Raw genomic sequence first — 18581 nt, forward strand, 5'->3', positions numbered from 1 at the left:
GCCGATCCTCATGCGCTTGCGAACAGGTCGGGCTGCAGCAGCGTGCGCACCGGCGCGAACGAGCGGCGGTGCACCGGCGAGGGGCCGTGCAGGCGCAGGCGTTCCAGGTGCAGCGGCGTCGAATAACCCTTGTGCTGGTCGAAGCAGTATTGCGGGTACTGCGCGTGCAGTTGCACCAGCGCGGCGTCGCGCGCGGTCTTGGCCAGGATCGAGGCGGCCGAGATGGCGTGGCACTTGTCGTCGCCTTCGATCACGGCGTGCGCCTTGACCTCCATCGGCGGACAGCGGTTGCCGTCGATCAGGGCGATGGTCGGGACAGTCTGCAGCGCTTCCACCGCGCGGCGCATCGCCAGCATGGTCGCGTGCAGGATGTTCAGGGTGTCGATCTCTTCGCAGGAGCACTCGGCGATGGCCCAGGCCAGCGCATGTTCCTTGATCAAGGGGGCCAGTTCGTCGCGCCGCGCTTCCGTCAGTTTCTTGGAGTCGCGCAGGCCCTCGATCGGGCGCTTCGGATCGAGGATCACGGCGGCCGCGAACACCGGCCCGGCCAGTGGGCCGCGGCCGGCCTCGTCCACGCCGCACACGATGTCGGCGTCCGTGAAGGGCCGCAGCCGGGGCGGCAGGCCTGGATAGAGATTGACCTTCTTCTTGCTCATTTTCTACGTCCAATCACGCGCAGCACCGCGTCCGCGCTCGCCTCGGCGCTGTTGCGCAGCAGGCTGTGGTGCATGTCGAGGAAGCGGCGCGCCAGCGTCTCGCCCCCGGCCGGGTCGTCCAGCTGGCGCTGCACCGCATCGGCCAGCGCCTGGGGCGTGGCCGCATGCTGAAGATACTCCGGAACCACGAACTCGCGCGCCAGGATGTTCGGCAGGCCGATCCAGGGCTGGTAGCCCATGTGGCGCATGATCTGCCAGGACGCGCCCATCACCTTGTAGGCGATCACCATCGGCTTCTTGAACAGCGCCACTTCGAGGGTCGCCGTGCCCGAGGCCACCAGCACCGCGTCGGCGGCGGCGATGGCCGCGTGCGACTGGCCGTCGACCAGGCGCACCGGCACTTCGCCAAGGCCGGCCTTGTTCACGATCTCGGTGTAGTAGGCGCGCTGACGCTCGCCCGCCATCGGCGCGATGAAGACCAGCTTCGGATCGCGCGCGGCCAGCAGTTTTGCTGCCGCGACGAAAGGTTCGGTCAGGTACTTCAGCTCGCCCATGCGGCTGCCCGGCATGATCGTCACCACGCGCGCATCCGGCGCGATGCCGAGCTGGGCGCGGCTGGCGGCCACGTCGGGCGCCAGCGGGATCATCTCGGCCAGCGGATGCCCGATATAGGTGACCGGCACGCCGGCGGCGCGGTAGATCGCTTCCTCGAACGGAAAGATCACCAGCATGTGCGAGACGGCGCGCTTGATCTTCTTGATGCGCCCGCCGCGCCAGGCCCAGATCTGGGGACTGACGAAGTGGACGGTCGGGATGCCCTCGGCGCGCAGCTGCTCCTCCAGGCCCAGGTTGAAGCCCGGATAGTCGGCGCCGATGAAGGCGGCCGGGCGCTCGCGCAGCAGGCGGTCGCGCAGCGTGTTCTGGATGCCCTTGATCTCGCGATAACGCGGAATGATCTCGAACAGGCCGCGCACGGTGAGCGTCTCGATCGGGACGTCGCTGTGCATCCCCTGCTCGATCATGCGCGGGCCGCCGATGCCATGGAAGCGCACGTTCGGCAGCTGCGGGCGCAGGCCGGCCATGAGGCGCGCGGCGAGCATGTCGCCGGACACCTCGCCGGCGACCATCGCTAGCGAGACCTCAGCGGACGATGCCACGGGTGGCGCTGTCGAGGAATTCGCGCATGGCGCGGATGTCAGCCGCTGCGGCGGCCTGTTCGGACTCGAGCGCCAGAAGCGCGGCCTTGGCTTCTTCCAGCGTCAGGTTCGAGCGGTATACCAGCTTGTGGGCGCTGCGGATGCCGTCGATCTGCTCGCGGCTGAAGCCGCGGCGCTTCAATCCTTCGACGTTCACGCCGCGCTGGCCGGCCGGATTGCCCGAGACCAGCACGAAGGGCGGCACGTCCTGGGTCAGGCTGGTGTACATGCCGACGAAGGCATGGGCGCCGATCTTGCAGAACTGGTGCACGCCGGCATAGCCGGACAGGATGGCGTAATCGCCCACGTGGACGTGGCCGGCCAGTTGCGCGTTGTTCGAGAAGATCGTGTGGCTGCCGACCTGGCAGTCGTGCGCCAGGTGCACGTAGGCCGAGATCCAGTTGTCGTCGCCTAAGCGGGTGACGCCGGCGTCCTGGGCGGTGCCCAGGTTCATGGTGACGAATTCGCGGATGGTGTTGCCGTCGCCGATTTCCAGGCGGGTCGGCTCGCCCTTCCACTTCTTGTCCTGCGGCGCGGCGCCGATCGAACAGAACTGGAAGAAGCGGTTGTCCTTGCCGATCGTCGTATGGCCTTCGATGACCACGTGCGGGCCCACCACGGTGCCGGCGCCGATGCGCACGTCGGGGCCGATGATCGAATACGGGCCGACCTCGACCGAGCTGTCCAGCTCGGCCTTGGGGTCGACGATCGCGCTCGGATGAATCTTGCTCATATTACTGTCCTGCGGCTTCGTTGGCGCGGATGGTGCACATCAGTTCACCCTCGACCGCGACCTTGCCGTCCACGCTGGCGACGGCCTTGTACTTCCAGATGCCGCGCGACACGCGCAGGATCTCGACTTCCATCTTGAGCTGGTCGCCCGGCTCGACCGGACGCTTGAAGCGCGCGTTGTCGATGCCCACGAAGTACACCACCGAATTCTCGTCCGGCTTGACGTTCATGGTCATGAAGGACAGGATCGCGGCGGTCTGCGCCATCGCTTCGATCATCAGGACGCCCGGCATCACCGGCTTGTGCGGGAAGTGGCCGTTGAAGAATTCCTCGTTGACGGTGACGTTCTTGATGGCGGTGATGCGCTTGCCCAGCTCGACGTCCAGCACGCGGTCGACCAGCAGCAGCGGATAGCGGTGCGGCAGGTATTCCTTGATCGCGTTGATGTCGAGGGTCTTGATTTCAGCAGTGGTCTGGACTTCGGTGGTCATTTTTGTTCTGTCAGTGTTTTGATGGTTTTTTCGAGCGTACGGATCTTCTCGCGCATCGAGGCCAGGTTGCGCACGATGGCCGCGCTGCGCTCCCACTCGGCGTTCTTGGCCAGCGGGTAGAAGCCCGTGTACTGGCCCGGCTCGAGCACCGAGCGCGACACCATGCTGCCCGAGGAGATATGGACGTTGTCGGCGATTTCCAGGTGGCCCAGCACCATGGCGGCGCCGCCGAAGGTGCAGCCCTTGCCGATTTTCGCGCTGCCGGCCACGCCGACGCAGCCGGCCATGGCGGTATTCGCGCCGATATGGCAGTTGTGGCCGATCTGGATCTGGTTGTCCAGCTTGACCCCGTCCTCGATGACGGTGTCGGCCAGGGCGCCGCGGTCGATCGTGGTGTTGGCGCCGATGTCGACATCGTCGCCGATGACGACGGCGCCGGTCTGCGGGATCTTGATGTACTTGCCGGCTTCGACCGCGAAGCCGAAACCGTCGCCGCCGATCACGGCGCCGGAATGGATGACGCCGCGCGCGCCAATGCTGCAACGCGCGTGGAAGCTGGCGTTGGCGAACAGGTGGGTGCCCTCGCCGATGCGGGCATCCGCGCCGATGAAGCAGCCGGCGTCGATCACCGCGTGCGCGCCGATCACGGCGCCCGCTTCGATGGTCACGTGCGGGCCGACGTGGGCGGTCGGATCGACGATCGCATCCGGCGAGACCACGGCGCTCGGGTCGATGCCGGGCGCCTTCGGCTTCTCGGAGAGCGACACGAAGTATTGCGCGGCGCGGGCGAAGTAGGCGTACGGATTGGTGGTGACGATGCGCGCGCCCTCGTAGGTCGCGGCGACCGTCGGGTCGTCGAGCGGGGACAGGATCAGCGCCGCGGCCTGGCTTTGCGCAGCCAGGGCGCGCAGCTTGCTGTTGCTGAGGAAGCTGATGTGCGAGGCGCCCGCGCTGTCGAGCGGCGCGATGGCCGAGACGGTGATGTCCGGGTCGCCGACGAGCTGTCCGCCGAAGCGCTCGACCAGGTCTCGAAGTCGAATGCCCATGTCAGGATGTCGGGTGTCAGTCAAAATGTGATACGTCTTTACTATCTGGTCCGGGAAGCCGCCGGTCGCTTACTTGTCCAGCAGCTTCAGGATCTTGTCGGTGATGTCGATGCGCGGGCTCGACCAGGCGGCCTCGGCCAGCACGGCGTCCAGGCGCTCCTGCTCGGCGACCTGCTCGATGATCTTGTAGGCACGCGTCGCGATGGCGGCGCGCTCTTCGTTCTTGCGCTGCATGAGGTCTTCCTGGAACTCGCGCTGCATGCGCTGCACGTCCTTTTCCATGTTCAGCAACTCGCGCGCGCGCCGGGTGCGCTCCACGTCGCCCAGGCCGGCCGCCTCGCTGTCGAACTTTTCCGACATCTGCTTGAGCTTGGTGACGGTTTCCTCGACCACCTTCTGGCGCTTCGAGAATTCGGCCTGGATGCGGGCGTCGGCCGTCTTCGCCATCTTCGATTCGCTCATCAGGCGCTCGGTGGCGACGAATCCGATCCGGCCGGTGCTCTGGGCCTGGGCCAGCGGCGCTGCGCACAGCGCGGCCAAGAGCAGTGTCCGGAGCAAGGGCCGGGGCAACGTGGCTTTCAGCATATTCAACATCTCTCTCCGTAAAATCGGGGGGCCGCCCAGGGCTGGGCCCGCCTGCCGGCCCCGTTCCGGCCGGTCAGAAGCCGGTGCCCATCTGGAACTGGAAGCGTTCCAGTCGGTCGCCAGGCAAAGCGTTCAAAGGCTTAGCATAACTCAACTTCAGCGGGCCGACCGGGGAAATCCACGACAGGCCGATACCCGCCGAGAAGCGCATCCGGTCGAGGCGCATCTTCTCTTCCTCCTGGTAGACCTGGCCGCCGTCGATGAAGGTGAACCAGCGCAGGCTGCGGTCCTTGCCGCTGCCCGGGAACGGGAATTGCAGCTCGGCGTTGGCGATCAGGCGCTTGGAGCCGCCCACCGCGTCGTACCAGGTGGGGTCGACCACGCCCAGCGAGGAGCTTTCGTAGCCGCGCACCGAACCGATGCCGCCGGCGTAGAAGTTCTTGAACACCGGGTAGGCGCTGCCGCCGATGCCCTTGCCGTAGTCGAACTCGCCGCGCAGCGCCAGGGTCATCCAGCGCGTGATCGGGCGCCACCACTGGTGCTCGTACACCAGGCGGTAGTACTTGGCGTCGCCCAGGGCGTCGATCTCGAAGTTGGCGCGCTGGTAGCGGCCGCGGGTCGGCGTCACCGCGCTGTCGCGGGTGTCGCGGCCCCAGGCCGCGGTCAGCGGGATGGCGTTGGTCTGGGCCTTGCCGACGCCGCCGACCGGGCCGCCGTTCTGCTCCACGAAGGTCTTGTACAGCGAAGGCGAAGTCGGGTCGGTCTCGATCTGGGTGCGTTCCAGGCCGGCGCCGAAGAACACGGTGTCGTTTTCCGAGAACGGCACGCCGAAGGTCATGGTGCCGCCGGTCTGGCGCACCGTGTACAGGCCGAGGTTGAGCGCCGGCGGACGCATGGTGCGCAGGTAGAGCTGGAACGAGCGCGAGATGCCGTCGTCGGTGAAGTACGGATTGGTCTGCGAGAACGCGATCGTCCGGTTGTACTTGCTGGTGTTGAGCTCCAGGCCGATGGTGTTGCCCGAGCCCGCGAAGTTGGCCTGCGAGATCGAGGCGGTGAAGGTGAACTTCTCCGACTGCGAGAAGGCGCCGCCGATCATGAAGTTACCGGTCGGTTTCTCTTCGACCACCAGGTTGACGTCCACCTGGTCGGTGGTGCCCGGCGACTCCGGGGTCTCGACCTTCACGTCCTTGAAGTAGCCGAGGCGGTCGACCCGGTCGCGCGAGAGCTTGACGCGGTTGGCGTCGTACCAGGAGCTTTCGAACTGGCGGAACTCGCGGCGGATGACTTCGTCGCGGGTGACCGTGTTGCCCGAGATGTTCATGTGGCGCACGTAGGCGCGCTTGCCCGGATCGATGAAGAAGGTGAAGCGTGCTTCGCGCTTCTCGCGGTTGATTTCCGGGTTGGCGGTGACGTTGGCGAAGGCGTAGCCGAAGGAGCCGAGGCGGTCCGAGATCAGCTTGTTGGTCGCTTCCATCAGGTCGCCCGAGTAGGTCTTGCCCGGCTGGAGCAGGATCAGCTTGCTCAACTCCTCCTCGCGGCCGAACATTTCGCCTTCGAGTTTCACGCCCGAGACGGTGTACTGCTCACCTTCGGTGATGTTGATGGTCAGGTAGATGTCGCGCTTGTCCGGGGTGATCGAGACCTGGGTCGATTCGACGTTGGCTTCCAGGTAGCCGTTGTTCAGGTACAGGGACTTGATCGCCTCCAGGTCGCCGGTCAGCTTCTGCTTGGAGTACTGGTCGGCCTTCGAGTACCAGGTGAACCAGCCCGACTTGGACAGCTGCAGCACTTCGCGCAGCTGCTTGTCGCTGAAGGCCTTGTTGCCGACGAAGTTGATCTGGCGGATCTTCGCCACGTCGCCTTCGTCGACGTTGAACATGATCGTCACGCGGTTGCGTTCGATCGGGGTGACGGTGGTGGTGATCTTCACGCCGTACAGGCCGTGCGACAGGTACTGGCGCTTGAGTTCCTGCTCGGCGCGGTCCACGGCCGCCTTGTCGAAGATCTTGGTCTCGCCGACGCCGATCTCGCCCAGCGCCTTGACCAGCATGTCCTTCTCGAATTCCTTGGTGCCGGTGAAATCGACCGAGGAGATCGCCGGGCGTTCCTCGACCAGCACCACCAGCACGCCGTTTTCCTCTTCCAGGCGGACGTCCTTGAAGAAGCCGGTCGCGAACAGCGCCTTGATGGCGACCGTCGCACGGGCATCGTCCATGGTCTCGCCCACGCGCACCGGCAGGTAGCTGAACACGGTGCCCGCTTCCGTACGCTGGATGCCTTCGACCCGGATGTCCTTGACCACGAACGGGTTGGCGGCAAGGGCATTGCCGGCGCACAGAGCCAGCACGGCAGCGCCAATCATGCTGCGACGGATGAACGGCAGGGCAAAACGATCAGGTTGTGAATTCATTGGCTGGATCAAAGGGTCAGTCATTGGACAACGTAACTATTGTTTTTACCGGTGCGCGGCCCCTGCTTGGGCACCGCTAAAGCAACCGCACCAGGTCATTGAAGACGGCGAGCGCCATCAGCATGAACAGCAGGCCGACCCCGAAGCGCTGCGCATATTCTCCAACGCGCGCAGGAAGGGGACGCCCGGTCAAAACTTCCAGCGAATAATACAGTAAATGGCCACCATCCAGAACCGGAATTGGTAACAAATTCATTACGCCTAAGCTAATACTAATAAATGCGATGAACTGCAAATAGGTGGCCAGGCCGATGCGCGCGGTCTGCCCGGCGTAATCGGCGATGGTGATCGGGCCGGTGACGTTCTTCCACGAGGCTTCCCCGGTAATCATCTTGCCGATCATCTTGATCGTCATGACGCTGGTTTCCCAGGTCCGCTCGGCGCCCTTGGCAATCGCCTCGAAGGGACCCGAATGCACGGTCACCATCTCGACCGGCTGCGACAGCATCACCTTGGCCACGCCGCGCCCGCTCGCCGCGTCCTTTTCCGGCGTGACGGCCAGCGCCACCACGCGCCCTGCCCGCTCGACTTCGAGCTGCACGGTGCGCCCTGCGGCTGCGCGCATGGTCTCGGTGAAGGCCATGCCGTCCTCGACCGCCTTGCCGTCGGCGCGCAGCACCAGGTCGCCGGCCTGCAGGCCGGCGCGCTCGCCCGCCCCGCCCGGCAGCACCTTCTCGATGCGGGCGCGGGCGCGCCACAGGTCCAGGCCCAGCGCCTCGGTGACGTCGCCTTCGACATCGAGCTGCGCAATGCGTTCGGCGGGAATGGTGGCGTGATAGCTGCCGCCGCCCTGGGCGCGCAGCTCGAGGCGCGCGTCCGTTTTATCCACGGTGGCGTGGATGATCTGCCAGCGCAACTCGGCCCAGGACTGGACCGGGTTGCCGTTCACCGCCACCACGGTGTCGCCGCCGCGCACCCCGGCCAGCTGCGCCGCCGTGCCCTGGGGCGCGGCGCGCAGGCGCGCCGACGGTTCCTCGACGCCGTGCATGAACAGCACCGCCATCAGGCCGATCGCCACCAGGAAGTTGGCCAGCGGGCCGGCCGCCACGATGGCGATGCGGCGCCACACGCTCTGGCGGGTGAACTCGCGGTGCAGCTCCGATTCGTCCTTCGGCGCCGTCTCCGGGTCGCGCGAGTCGAGCATCTTGACGTAGCCGCCCAGCGGCAGGGCCGAGATCGCCCACTCGGTCTGGTCGGCGCCGAAACGGCGCGACCACACCACGCGTCCCATGCCGATCGAGAAGCGCAGCACCTTGACGCCGCAGGCGCGCGCCACCAGGTAGTGGCCGAGTTCGTGCAGGACGATCAGCGGCCCGAGGGCCAGGGCAAATGCCAGGATGGTATAGATCAGGCTCATGGCATTAGCCCCGCAGGCCTGCGATCACGGACCCGGCAGCCGCGCGGGCGCGCGCATCCTGGGCCAGCACCGCCTCGATCGAGGGCGCCGGGCCGTGCGGCACCGCGTCCATGACCTGGGCGATCACGCGGTCGATGTCGCGGAAACCGATCTCGCGCTCGAGGAAGGCCTGCACCGCCACTTCGTTGGCGGCATTGAGCAGGGCCGGCGCCGTGCCGCCCGCGCGCAGCGCGTCGAACGCGAGCGCCAGGCAGGGGAAGCGCTCGAAGTCGGGCCGGTGGAACTGCAGCGCGGCCATCGCGGTCAGGTCGAGCTGGGGCACGCCCGAGGCGATACGCTCCGGGAAGGCCAGCGCGTGGGCGATCGGGGTGCGCATGTCGGGGTTGCCGAGCTGGGCCAGCACCGAGCCGTCGGTGTAGGACACCATCGAGTGGATCACGCTTTGCGGGTGGATCACGACCTCGATCAGGCTTGCTTCCGCGCCGAACAGCCAGTGGGCCTCGATCACTTCCAGGCCCTTGTTCATCATGGTGGCCGAATCGACCGAGATCTTGCGGCCCATGACCCAGTTCGGGTGCTTGCAGGCCTCCTCGGGCGTGACCGCTTCGAGCGTCTCGACGGCGCGCTGCAGGAAGGGGCCGCCGGATGCCGTCAACAGGATCTTGGCCACGCCGGCCGCCTGCGGATCGCGCGCGTAGCCAGCCGGCAGGGACTGGAAGATCGCATTGTGCTCGCTATCGATCGGCAGCAGGGTCGCGTGGTGCTCGCGCACCGCGTCCATGAACAGCTGGCCGGACATGACCAGGGCTTCCTTGTTGGCCAGCAGGACCTTCTTGCCGGCGCGCGCGGCGGCAAGCGTCGGCGCCAGGCCGGCGGCGCCGACGATGGCGGCCATCACGGTATCGGTGTCGGGACTGGAAGCGACCTCGCACAGGGCCTGCTCGCCGTGGTCGACCTGGATGTCCAGGCCCGCCAGCAATTGCGCCAGGCGCTGGGCGGCCTCAAGCGTGCCGACCACCGCGCGCGCCGGCTTGAAGCGGCGGCAGGCGTCGGCCAGTTCTTCCACGCGTCCATGCGCGGTCAGCGCATGGACGCGGTAGCGGTCCGGGTGGCGGGCGAGTACGTCGAGCGTCGAGGCACCGATCGAGCCGGTGGCGCCCAGGATGGTAATGCGCTGCATGGGGAATTCCTTTATTGCTGCCAGAGCGCTGCTACAGCCGGGAGCCGATCAGGGCCGCCAGGGGCAGGACCGGGACGAGCGCGTCCACGCGGTCCAGCACTCCGCCGTGGCCGGGCAGCAGGTTGCTGCTGTCCTTCATGCCGGCGCGGCGCTTGAGCTGGGATTCGAACAGGTCGCCGACCACGCTGGCGGCGACGATGAGGATGAGTACCACGTACAGCGCGGCCCAGCCGAGGCTGGCCTGCACTTGCGCGGCGAAGGTGCCGGCCATGGCGTCGCCGCCGAGCACGATGCTCAGGGTCGCCAGCACCAGCACCGCGATGCAGCCACCGATCGCGCCTTCCCAGGACTTGCCTGGCGAGATCGAGGGCGCCAGCTTGCGCCTGCCGAAGGCCTTGCCCGAGATGTAGGCGAAGATGTCGGCGGCCCACACGATGGCCATCACCGACAGCAGGTAGAGCGGCGACAGGCGGAACATCTCGACGATGGCCGCGAAGCAGCCGACCACGGCGATCGCATACACCAGGCTGAGGAAGGTGTTGGCGCTGCTGTTCAGCGGCGGCAGGCCGAGCTTGAGCGAGGGCGCGAAGCGCAGCGCCCACACCAGCACGCTGATCGCGAACCAGAACACCGGGTTCGGGGTCGGCGATACGAAGAAAGCGTAGACGAAGGCCGCGGTCCAGAAGGCGGCGATGAGCGGCGCCTTGCCGGTCTCGGGGTTGAACAGGCGGAAGGTTTCCCAGATCGCCGCCCCGAAGAAGAGCGAGGCGACCACCGCGAATGCCGTGGTGTTGTTGAAGTACAGAACCGGCAGCAGGACTGCCAGGAGTGCGAGCGCGGTGATGATCCGGGTTTTCAGCATTGTCGATATGGGCTTCGGGTCTTAAACCTTGGACTTCTGCGCGACCTGGTCGCCGGTCTGGCCGAAGCGGCGCTCGCGCTGCTGGAAGGAGTCGATCGCTTCGTCCAGCGAGGCCTTGGAAAAATCGGGCCAGAAGGTCTTGGTAAAGTACAGTTCGGAATATGCCAACTGCCACAGCAGGAAGTTCGAGATGCGCTCCTCGCCGCCGGTACGGATGAACAGGTCGGGCTCGGGCGCATAGGCCATGGCCAGGTGCGGGGCCAGCATTTCTTCGGTGAAGTCGAGCACGCCCGGGTTGGCCGCCACCATCTTGCCGGTTGCCTGCATGATATCCCAGCGGCCGCCGTAATTGGCGCAGACGCTGACCGTGAGGCGGGTATTGTTGGCGGTGCGGCGTTCCGCCGCCGAGATCATTTCCTGCAGCTTGGCGTCGAAACGGCTCAGGTCGCCCACGACCTTCAGTCGGATGTTATTGGCATGCATCTTCGCCACTTCGCGCTCGAGCGCGGTGACGAACAGGCGCATCAGGAGCGAGACCTCCTCGGCCGGACGGCGCCAGTTTTCCGACGAAAAGGCGAACAGCGTCAGGTATTCGACGCCGCGCTCGACGCAGTGCTCGACGACGCCGCGCACCGCCTCCACGCCCTTGACGTGGCCGGCTACACGCGGCAGCAGGCGTTTGGTGGCCCAGCGTCCATTGCCATCCATGATGATGGCGATATGGCGCGGCACCTTCGGCGCTTCGGGAATGGCAGTGGTCGAACTTTTGAACATCTTTGCTTCCAGCTGGGTCTTAAAGGGAGTCGGACCGGCCGCGGCATCGAAGCCGGGACCGGTCCGCCTGGGCGCGGAGCGCGAAGCGCCCCCAAGGCCCAATCACACCGTCATGATGTCTTTTTCTTTGTCGGCCAGCAGCTTGTCGATCTCGGCAACGAACTTGTCGGTCAGCTTCTGGATGTCGTCGTTCGAACGGCGCTCGTCGTCTTCCGAAGCGGTCTTGTCCTTGACCATTTTTTTAACGGCTTCGTTGGCATCGCGGCGGATGTTGCGCACGGCGATCTTGGCGTCTTCGCCTTCCGACTTGGTCAGCTTGACCATTTCCTTGCGGCGCTCTTCGGTCAGCGGCGGGGTCGGCACGCGGATCATATCGCCCTGCGACGACGGGTTCAGGCCCAGGTCGGAGTCGCGGATCGCCTTTTCGATGGTGCTCGCCATTTTCTTTTCGAAAGGCGCCACGCCGATGGTGCGGGCGTCGATCAGGGTCAGGTTGGCGACCTGCGACAGCGGGACCGGCGAGCCGTAGTACTCGACCATCACGGAATCGAGGATGCCGGCATGGGCGCGGCCGGTACGGACCTTGGCCAGGTTGGCCCTCAGGGTCTCGATGGACTTGGTCATGCGCTCCTGCGCGTTCTTCTTCACGTCAGCTAAGGACATGCTGCACTCCTGTTCTTTTGGATGTTGATGCGAGATTCTCGATAAACGGGAATCTCGAGATTTACTAAACTCAAACGTGTACCAGTGTACCCTCGTCTTCGCCCATGATCACGGCTTTCATCGCGCCGGGCTTGACGATGGAGAAGACCTTGATCGGCAGCTTCTGGTCGCGGCACAGTGCGAACGCGGTAGCGTCCATCACCTGCAGGTTCTTGGCGATCGCCTCGTCGAAGGAGATCGAATTGTAGCGGGTGGCGCTCGGGTCCTTCTTCGGATCGGCGGTGTAGACGCCGTCGACCTTGGTGGCCTTGAGCACGATCTCGGCCGAGATCTCGGCGCCGCGCAGGGCCGCCGCGGTATCGGTGGTGAAGAAGGGGTTGCCGGTGCCGGCGGCGAACACGACGACCTTGCCCTCTTCCAGATACTGCAGGGCCTTCGGGCGCACGTAGGGCTCGACCACCTGCTCGATGCTGATCGCCGACATCACGCGCGCGGTGATGCCCACGTGACGCATCGAATCGGCCAGGGCCAGGGCATTCATGACGGTGGCGAGCATGCCCATGTAGTCCGCGGTGGCGCGGTCCATGCCCTGGGCGCCCGGGGCCACGCCGCGGAAGATGTTGCCGCCGCCGATCACGACCGCCACCTGCACGCCCAGCTTCGCCACTTCCGCCACGTCGGCCACCATGCGGTCGATGGTTGCGCGGTTGATGCCGAACTGGTCGTCACCCATCAGCGCTTCGCCAGACAGTTTGAGGAGGACTCGTTGGTAGGCTGGTTTTGTCATGATGAAGCGGCTCCTATGTTGTGTTTCGAATTCGGGTCCGACCGCCGGTTCGTGGCCGGCGATCTCATCTGCAAGCACAGATGGCGGTCCGGGCTGGCCGCGCCCTACCTACCGACGCGCGCGGCACTACCCTACAAAAACGGGCCTTACGGCCCGCTTTGTTGATTACTGCTTGTTGGCAGCCATCTGGGCTGCGACTTCTGCTGCGAAGTCGTCCACCTTCTTCTCGATGCCTTCGCCGACGACATACATCGTGAATGCCTTCACGCTGGCGTTCGAGGCCTTCAGGTACTGCTCGATCGACTGCTTGTCGTTCTTCACGAACGCCTGGTTCAGCAGCGAGACTTCCTTCAGGTACTTCTGCACCGAACCGTCGATACGCTTGGCGACGATCTCGGCCGACTGCGGCTGCTTGCCTTCGGCGACGGCCTTGTCGGCGTCTTCCTGGGCTTTCAGCTGGGCAACCGAACGCTCTTTCTCGATCAGTTCGGCCGGCACTTGCTCTGCCGACAGCGAGACCGGCTTCATCGCGGCGATGTGCATGGCCACGTCCTTGCCGACCTGGTCGTCGCCCTCGAACTCGACCATCACGCCGATACGGGCGCCGTGCAGGTAGGAAGCCAGCTTGGCGGTGGTTTCGAAGCGCTGGAAGCGGCGAACGGTCATATTCTCGCCGATTTTACCGATCAGTGCCGTACGCACGTCGTCGAAGGTCTTGCCTTCGTGCGGCAAGGCTGCCAGGGCGGCGACGTCGGCCGGGTTCTGCTCGGCGACCAGGCGGGCTGCCAGGTTGGCCATGGCCAGGAAGTCGTCGTTCTTGGCGACGAAGTCGGTTTCGCTGTTGATTTCCACCAGCGCGCCGATGTTGCCGGAGATGTAAGCGGCGACCACGCCTTCGGCGGTGATACGCGATGCTGCCTTCGATGCCTTGCCGCCCAGCTTGACGCGCAGGATCTCTTCGGCACGCACCATGTCGCCTTCGGCTTCGGTCAGTGCCTTCTTGCATTCCATCATCGGCGCGTCGGTCTTCGCGCGCAGTTCACCAACCATCGCTGCGGTAATAGCTGCCATGTTGAATTCTCCCAAATATTTGATGTAGAGGCCCAGATGTCCCACGGACATCCGGACGATAATTTATTGCTAAGCGTCGTGCTTAAAAAAAGGGGCGCTCGTGCTATGGCTCGGCGCCCCTTCGCTACTCAGGCAGGTCTCACCTGCCCCGCATTATGCCTGCTCGGAAACTTCGACGAAGTCGTCGCCAGCGGCCTTGACCATCTCGACGACTTCGTTGGTGGCGTTGGCGCGGCCTTCCAGGATCGCATCGGCGACGCCGCGTGCGTACAGGGTGATCGCCTTCGACGAGTCGTCGTTACCCGGGATCACGTGGGTGACGCCTTCCGGCGAGTGGTTGGTATCGACCACGCCGATGACCGGGATGCCCAGCTTGCCGGCTTCGGTGATGGCGCCCTTGTGGTAGCCTACGTCGACGACGAAGATCGCGTCAGGCACGCCGCCCAGCTCCTTGATGCCGCCGATCGACTTCTGCAGCTTGACCAGTTCGCGCGAGAACATCAGCGCTTCCTTCTTCGACATCTTCTCGGCTTCGCCCGATTCGATCGCCGCTTCCATGTCCTTCAGGCGCTTGATCGAGGTCTTGATGGTCTTGAAGTTGGTCAGCATGCCGCCCAGCCAGCGCTGGTCGACGTAAGGCACGCCAGCGCGCTGCGCTTCGGCGGCGATGATGTCGCGGGCCTGACGCTTGGTGCCGACCATCAGGATGGTGCCGCGGTTGGCCGAGATCTGCTTGATGGTCTTCATCGCATCCTGGTACATCGCCATGGTCTTTTCCAGGTTGATGATGTGGATCTTGTTGCGATGACCGAAGATGAACGGTGCCATTTTCGGGTTCCAGAAACGGGTCTGGTGGCCGAAGTGGATACCGGCTTCCAGCATTTCGCGCATAGTAACGGACATGTAATTCTCCAGGGTTGGGTCTTGAACGTAGCCAGTCACCTAGCAGGCACCCTTTGGCGGCCACGTTCGCGATTTCATTTAAAAGATGATTTTTACAACATTGCTCGATGCGAATACGAGCAACCCGAGATTCTAGCGGGATTTGGTCCGTATTTCAAGCGCGCATACGGAAACGGAACGGTTTTCGGTAGGGTGAGCGGGTCTCCCGCCCGCGCGGCGATAGCTGCAGCTTTCATCCGTCGCGGCCGTGCCGGCGGTAGTTGAACGCGTGGGCGGCATAGCCGCCCACCCTACGAAACCCTTATAATGACGCAATAACTTACATTTGCAGGATAAAGAACATGGCCTCCATCCCCAAGACCCCGGAAGAAATCGAAGGCATGCGCGTCGCCTGCCGGCTCGGCTCGGAAGTGCTCGACTACATCACGCCCTTCGTCAAACCCGGCGTCACCACCGGCGAACTGGACCGGTTGGCCAAGGACTACATGATCAACGTGCAGGGCACCGTCCCGGCCACCCTGAACTACGCGCCGCCGGGCTACCCGCCCTTCCCCGGCTCGATCTGCGCCTCGGTCAACGACGTCATCTGCCACGGCATCCCGGGCGAGCGCGTGCTCAAGAGCGGCGACGCGCTGAACATCGACATCACCCCGGTCACCAAGGAAGGCTTCCACGGCGACAACAGCCGCATGTTCCTGGTCGGCGAGCCCTCGATCCTGGCCAAGCGCCTGTCCGAAGTCACTTTCGAGTGCATGTGGCTGGGCATCGCCAAGGTCAAGCCGGGCAACCGCCTGGGCGACATCGGCTTCGCGATCCAGCAGCACGCCGAGAAGCACGGCTACAGCGTGGTGCGCGAATTCTGCGGCCACGGCGTCGGCCGCGTGTTCCACGAGGAGCCGCAGGTGCTGCACTACGGCCGCCCCGGCACCGGCGAAGAGCTGGTCCCCGGCATGATCTTCACCATCGAGCCGATGATCAATGCCGGCCGCCGCGAGATCCGCGAAATGCCCGACGGCTGGACCATCAAGACCAAGGACCGCAGCCTGTCGGCCCAGTGGGAGCACACCGTGCTGGTCACCGAGACCGGCGTCGAGGTGCTGACCATGTCGGCCGGCAGCCCGCCGCCGCCCGCCATCGTGCTGCCGCTGCTGAACCAGGGCGCCGCCGTCCCGGCCTGAGCCAGGCAAGCGTCATGGGCCAGTCCGCGCTCCAAGACAGCTCGCGCGACGAGCTGCGCCAACGCCTGAAAGCCCAGCTCAAGGCCGAGCGCGAGGCCCTGATCGACGCCTTCCACCGCGACGGCAAGCCGGAAAAGCTGCTGCGCGGCCTGCGCAACTGCGTCGACGGTATCTTGAGCATCGCCTGGAGCGCGGCCGGCCTGCCCGCGAATACGGCGCTGGTGGGCGTGGGCGGCTACGGCCGCGGCGAACTCTTCCCCTATTCCGACGTCGACCTCCTGATCCTGCTCGGGCAGCCGGCCGACGCCCTCACCCAGGCCAGGCTGGAAAGCCTGGTGCAGCTGTTCTGGGACCTGGGGCTGGAAATCGGCCACAGCATCCGCACCGTGGACGAGTGCCTGGTCGAATCAAGCGCCGACATCACGGTGCAGACCAGCCTGCTGGAGGCGCGCCTGGTCACGGGCGACGTCCTCCTGTTCGACGAGCTGCGCCGGCGCCACCGCGCGGCCCTCGACCCGCAGGCCTTCTTCCAGGCCAAGACCGCCGAGATGCGGCTGCGCCACGCCAAGTACGAGTACACCGCCTTCGCCCTCGAACCCAACGTCAAGGAAAGCCCGGGCGCGCTGCGCGACCTGCAGGTGATCATGTGGGTGGCCAAGGCGGCCGGCCTGGCCGAGTCCTGGAGCCAGATGGCGCGCGCCAAGCTGATCACGCGCGCCGAGGCGCGGCAACTGATGGAAAAGGAATACGCCTTCAAGGACATCCGGGTGCGCCTGCACCTGCAGACCAGGCGCCGCGAAGACCGCCTGGTGTTCGACGTCCAGACCGCGATCGCCAAGACCTTCGGCCTGGAAAACCGGGATGGCCGCCGCGCCAGCGAATTCCTGATGCAGCGCTACTACTGGGCGGCCAAGGTGGTCACCCAGATGAACACCATCATGCTGCAGAACATCGAAGCCCACCTGTTCCCGCGCCCGAGCGCGGCGGTGCCGATCGGCGGCGACTTCAAGGAGCACTTCAAGGAGGTCAACGGCTTCATCGACATCGCCGCAAGCGACACCTTCGAGCGCGCCCCCTCGACCGTGCTCGGCATTTTCGTCGCCATGACCGAGCGTCCCGACCTCAAGGGCATGACGGCGCGCACCATGCGCGCACTGTGGCATGCCCGGAACGTGATCGACGCGGGTTTTCGCGCCGATCCGCTGAACAAGGCCCTGTTCCTGCGCATCCTGAAGGCGCCCAGCGGCCTGGTGCATGCGCTGCGCCGCATGAACGACATGGGCGTGCTGGGACGCTACCTGCCGGCCTTCCGCAGCATCACCGGCCAGATGCAGCACGACCTGTTCCACGTGTATACGGTGGACCAGCACATCATGATGGTAGTGCGCAACCTGCGCCGCTTCACGATGCCCGAGCACGCCCACGAATACCCCTTCTGCAGCCAGCTGATCGCCAATTTCCGCGACCGCTGGCTGCTCTACGTGGCCGCCCTGTTCCACGACATCGCCAAGGGCCGCGGCGGCGACCATTCGGAGCTGGGAATGCAGGACGCGCAGGCGTTCTGCCGCGAGCACGGCCTGTCCGAAGCGGATACCGAACTGGTGGTCTTCCTGGTGCAGCAGCACCTGACCATGTCGACGGTGGCGCAGAAGCAGGACTTGTCGGACCCGGACGTGGTGCAGGCCTTCGCCAACGTGGTGAAGGACGAGCGCCACCTGACCGCGCTCTACCTGCTCACGGTGGCCGACATCCGCGGCACCAGCCCGAAGGTCTGGAACGCCTGGAAGGCCAAGCTGCTCGAAGACCTGTACAAGGTGACCCTGCGCGTGCTGGGCGGCGAGCCGCACAGCGCCGACCGCGAATTGCGCGCGCGCCAGAAGGAAGCGCTGGCCACGCTGCGCCTGTACGGCTTGTCCGCCACCGCCCACGAGGCCTTGTGGCAGCAGCTCGACGTGGTGTATTTCCTGCGCCACGACGCCTCCGACATCGCCTGGCAGACGCGCGCCCTGCACGACAAGGTCGACAACGACAAGCCGGTGGTGAAGGCGCGCCTGGCGCCGATCGGCGAAGGCCTGCAGGTGGCGGTGTACGTCAAGGACCAGCCCGACCTGTTCGCGCGCATCTGCAGCTATTTCGAGCGCAAGAACTTCAGCATCCTGGACGCCAAGATCCACACCACGCGCCACGGCTATGCGCTCGACTCCTTCCTGGTCACCGAGGAAAGCTTCGCCGGCAGCTACCGCGACATCATCAGCCTGATCGAGCACGAATTGTGCGCGCTACTGCTGGCCCAGGAAGCGCTGCCGCCGCCGACCCGCGGGCGCCTGTCGCGCCTGTCGCGCCTGTCGCGAACGTTCCCGGTCACGCCAATGGTCGACCTGAGACCCGACGAGCGCGGCCAGTTCCACGTGCTGTCGGTGGCCGCCAACGACCGCCCCGGCCTGCTGTATGCGATCGCCAATGTGCTGACCCGCTACCGCATCAACCTGCATACCGCCAAGATCATGACCCTGGGCGAGCGCGTCGAGGACGTGTTCCTCATCGATGGCCCGGCACTGAACAACCCGCGCAGCCAGGTGCAACTCGAGACCGAGCTGCTCGATGCGCTCAAGATCTGAGCTTTTTTTCCT

Annotated in this window: 17 protein-coding genes; 2 read left to right on the forward strand and 15 right to left on the reverse strand. The window is 65.4% G+C overall.

What is annotated here, in order from left to right; genetic code table 11:
* Positions 1-8: 8 nt before the first annotated feature.
* The 15 genes from rnhB to rpsB form a co-directional block, all read right to left on the reverse strand.
* Positions 9-656: a ribonuclease HII gene (rnhB, locus tag ACK4S9_RS01995; RefSeq protein ID WP_409720772.1), complete on the reverse strand. Its 648-nt coding sequence runs from the start codon at positions 654-656 to the stop codon at positions 9-11.
* Positions 653-1813 carry a lipid-A-disaccharide synthase gene (gene lpxB / locus ACK4S9_RS02000; RefSeq protein ID WP_409720774.1) on the reverse strand — a complete coding sequence of 387 codons (1161 nt, stop codon included), beginning with the start codon at positions 1811-1813 and terminating at the stop codon, positions 653-655. Before lpxB ends, rnhB begins: the two co-directional genes overlap by 4 nt.
* Positions 1797-2585, reverse strand: coding sequence for an acyl-ACP--UDP-N-acetylglucosamine O-acyltransferase (lpxA, locus tag ACK4S9_RS02005; protein WP_409720776.1), 789 nt, complete (start codon positions 2583-2585; stop codon positions 1797-1799). Before lpxA ends, lpxB begins: the two co-directional genes overlap by 17 nt.
* 1 nt (position 2586) lies before the next feature.
* Positions 2587-3075: a 3-hydroxyacyl-ACP dehydratase FabZ gene (gene fabZ, locus ACK4S9_RS02010; RefSeq protein ID WP_409720778.1), complete on the reverse strand. Its 489-nt coding sequence runs from the start codon at positions 3073-3075 to the stop codon at positions 2587-2589.
* Positions 3072-4121: a UDP-3-O-(3-hydroxymyristoyl)glucosamine N-acyltransferase gene (lpxD, locus tag ACK4S9_RS02015; RefSeq protein WP_409720780.1), complete on the reverse strand. Its 1050-nt coding sequence runs from the start codon at positions 4119-4121 to the stop codon at positions 3072-3074. Before lpxD ends, fabZ begins: the two co-directional genes overlap by 4 nt.
* A gap of 69 nt (positions 4122-4190) precedes the next feature.
* A complete protein-coding gene (locus ACK4S9_RS02020) occupies positions 4191-4715 on the reverse strand; it encodes an OmpH family outer membrane protein (RefSeq protein ID WP_409720782.1) in 525 nt (174 codons plus the stop codon).
* A gap of 64 nt (positions 4716-4779) precedes the next feature.
* Entirely contained in the window at positions 4780-7116 is a 2337-nt protein-coding gene (gene bamA / locus ACK4S9_RS02025) for an outer membrane protein assembly factor BamA (RefSeq protein ID WP_409720784.1), read from the reverse strand.
* Positions 7117-7192: 76 nt separating this feature from the next.
* Positions 7193-8533: an RIP metalloprotease RseP gene (rseP, locus tag ACK4S9_RS02030; protein WP_409720786.1), complete on the reverse strand. Its 1341-nt coding sequence runs from the start codon at positions 8531-8533 to the stop codon at positions 7193-7195.
* A gap of 4 nt (positions 8534-8537) precedes the next feature.
* Positions 8538-9713 (reverse strand): 1-deoxy-D-xylulose-5-phosphate reductoisomerase, encoded by a 1176-nt coding sequence (ispC, locus tag ACK4S9_RS02035; protein WP_409720788.1) that lies wholly within the window; start codon positions 9711-9713, stop codon positions 8538-8540.
* A 31-nt stretch (positions 9714-9744) separates the two neighbouring features.
* Positions 9745-10575 carry a phosphatidate cytidylyltransferase gene (locus ACK4S9_RS02040; protein WP_409720790.1) on the reverse strand — a complete coding sequence of 277 codons (831 nt, stop codon included), beginning with the start codon at positions 10573-10575 and terminating at the stop codon, positions 9745-9747.
* Positions 10576-10596: 21 nt separating this feature from the next.
* Positions 10597-11349, reverse strand: a complete 753-nt coding sequence (gene uppS, locus ACK4S9_RS02045; RefSeq protein ID WP_409720792.1) for a polyprenyl diphosphate synthase — start codon at positions 11347-11349, stop codon at positions 10597-10599.
* A gap of 102 nt (positions 11350-11451) precedes the next feature.
* The gene (gene frr, locus ACK4S9_RS02050; RefSeq protein WP_281908407.1) at positions 11452-12012 is read right to left on the reverse strand and encodes a ribosome recycling factor; all 561 of its coding nucleotides are present in this window, start codon (positions 12010-12012) and stop codon (positions 11452-11454) included.
* Positions 12013-12082: 70 nt separating this feature from the next.
* Positions 12083-12799 carry a UMP kinase gene (pyrH, locus tag ACK4S9_RS02055; protein WP_027865306.1) on the reverse strand — a complete coding sequence of 239 codons (717 nt, stop codon included), beginning with the start codon at positions 12797-12799 and terminating at the stop codon, positions 12083-12085.
* Between the two features lie 165 nt (positions 12800-12964).
* Entirely contained in the window at positions 12965-13870 is a 906-nt protein-coding gene (gene tsf / locus ACK4S9_RS02060) for a translation elongation factor Ts (RefSeq protein ID WP_409720795.1), read from the reverse strand.
* 153 nt (positions 13871-14023) lie between these two features.
* Positions 14024-14773: a 30S ribosomal protein S2 gene (gene rpsB, locus ACK4S9_RS02065; protein WP_409720797.1), complete on the reverse strand. Its 750-nt coding sequence runs from the start codon at positions 14771-14773 to the stop codon at positions 14024-14026.
* Positions 14774-15114: 341 nt separating this feature from the next.
* Between rpsB and map the strand changes: the two genes are divergently transcribed.
* Both map and ACK4S9_RS02075 read left to right on the forward strand, forming a co-directional pair.
* On the forward strand, positions 15115-15951 hold the full coding sequence (gene map / locus ACK4S9_RS02070; RefSeq protein ID WP_409720799.1) for a type I methionyl aminopeptidase: 837 nt from the start codon (positions 15115-15117) through the stop codon (positions 15949-15951).
* A gap of 14 nt (positions 15952-15965) precedes the next feature.
* A complete protein-coding gene (locus ACK4S9_RS02075; RefSeq protein WP_409720801.1) occupies positions 15966-18569 on the forward strand; it encodes a [protein-PII] uridylyltransferase in 2604 nt (867 codons plus the stop codon).
* The last annotated feature ends 12 nt before the right edge of the window (positions 18570-18581 follow it).

It is taken from the genome of Massilia sp., from assembly GCF_046293535.1.
Taxonomy (GTDB): Bacteria; Pseudomonadota; Gammaproteobacteria; order Burkholderiales; family Burkholderiaceae_D; genus Telluria.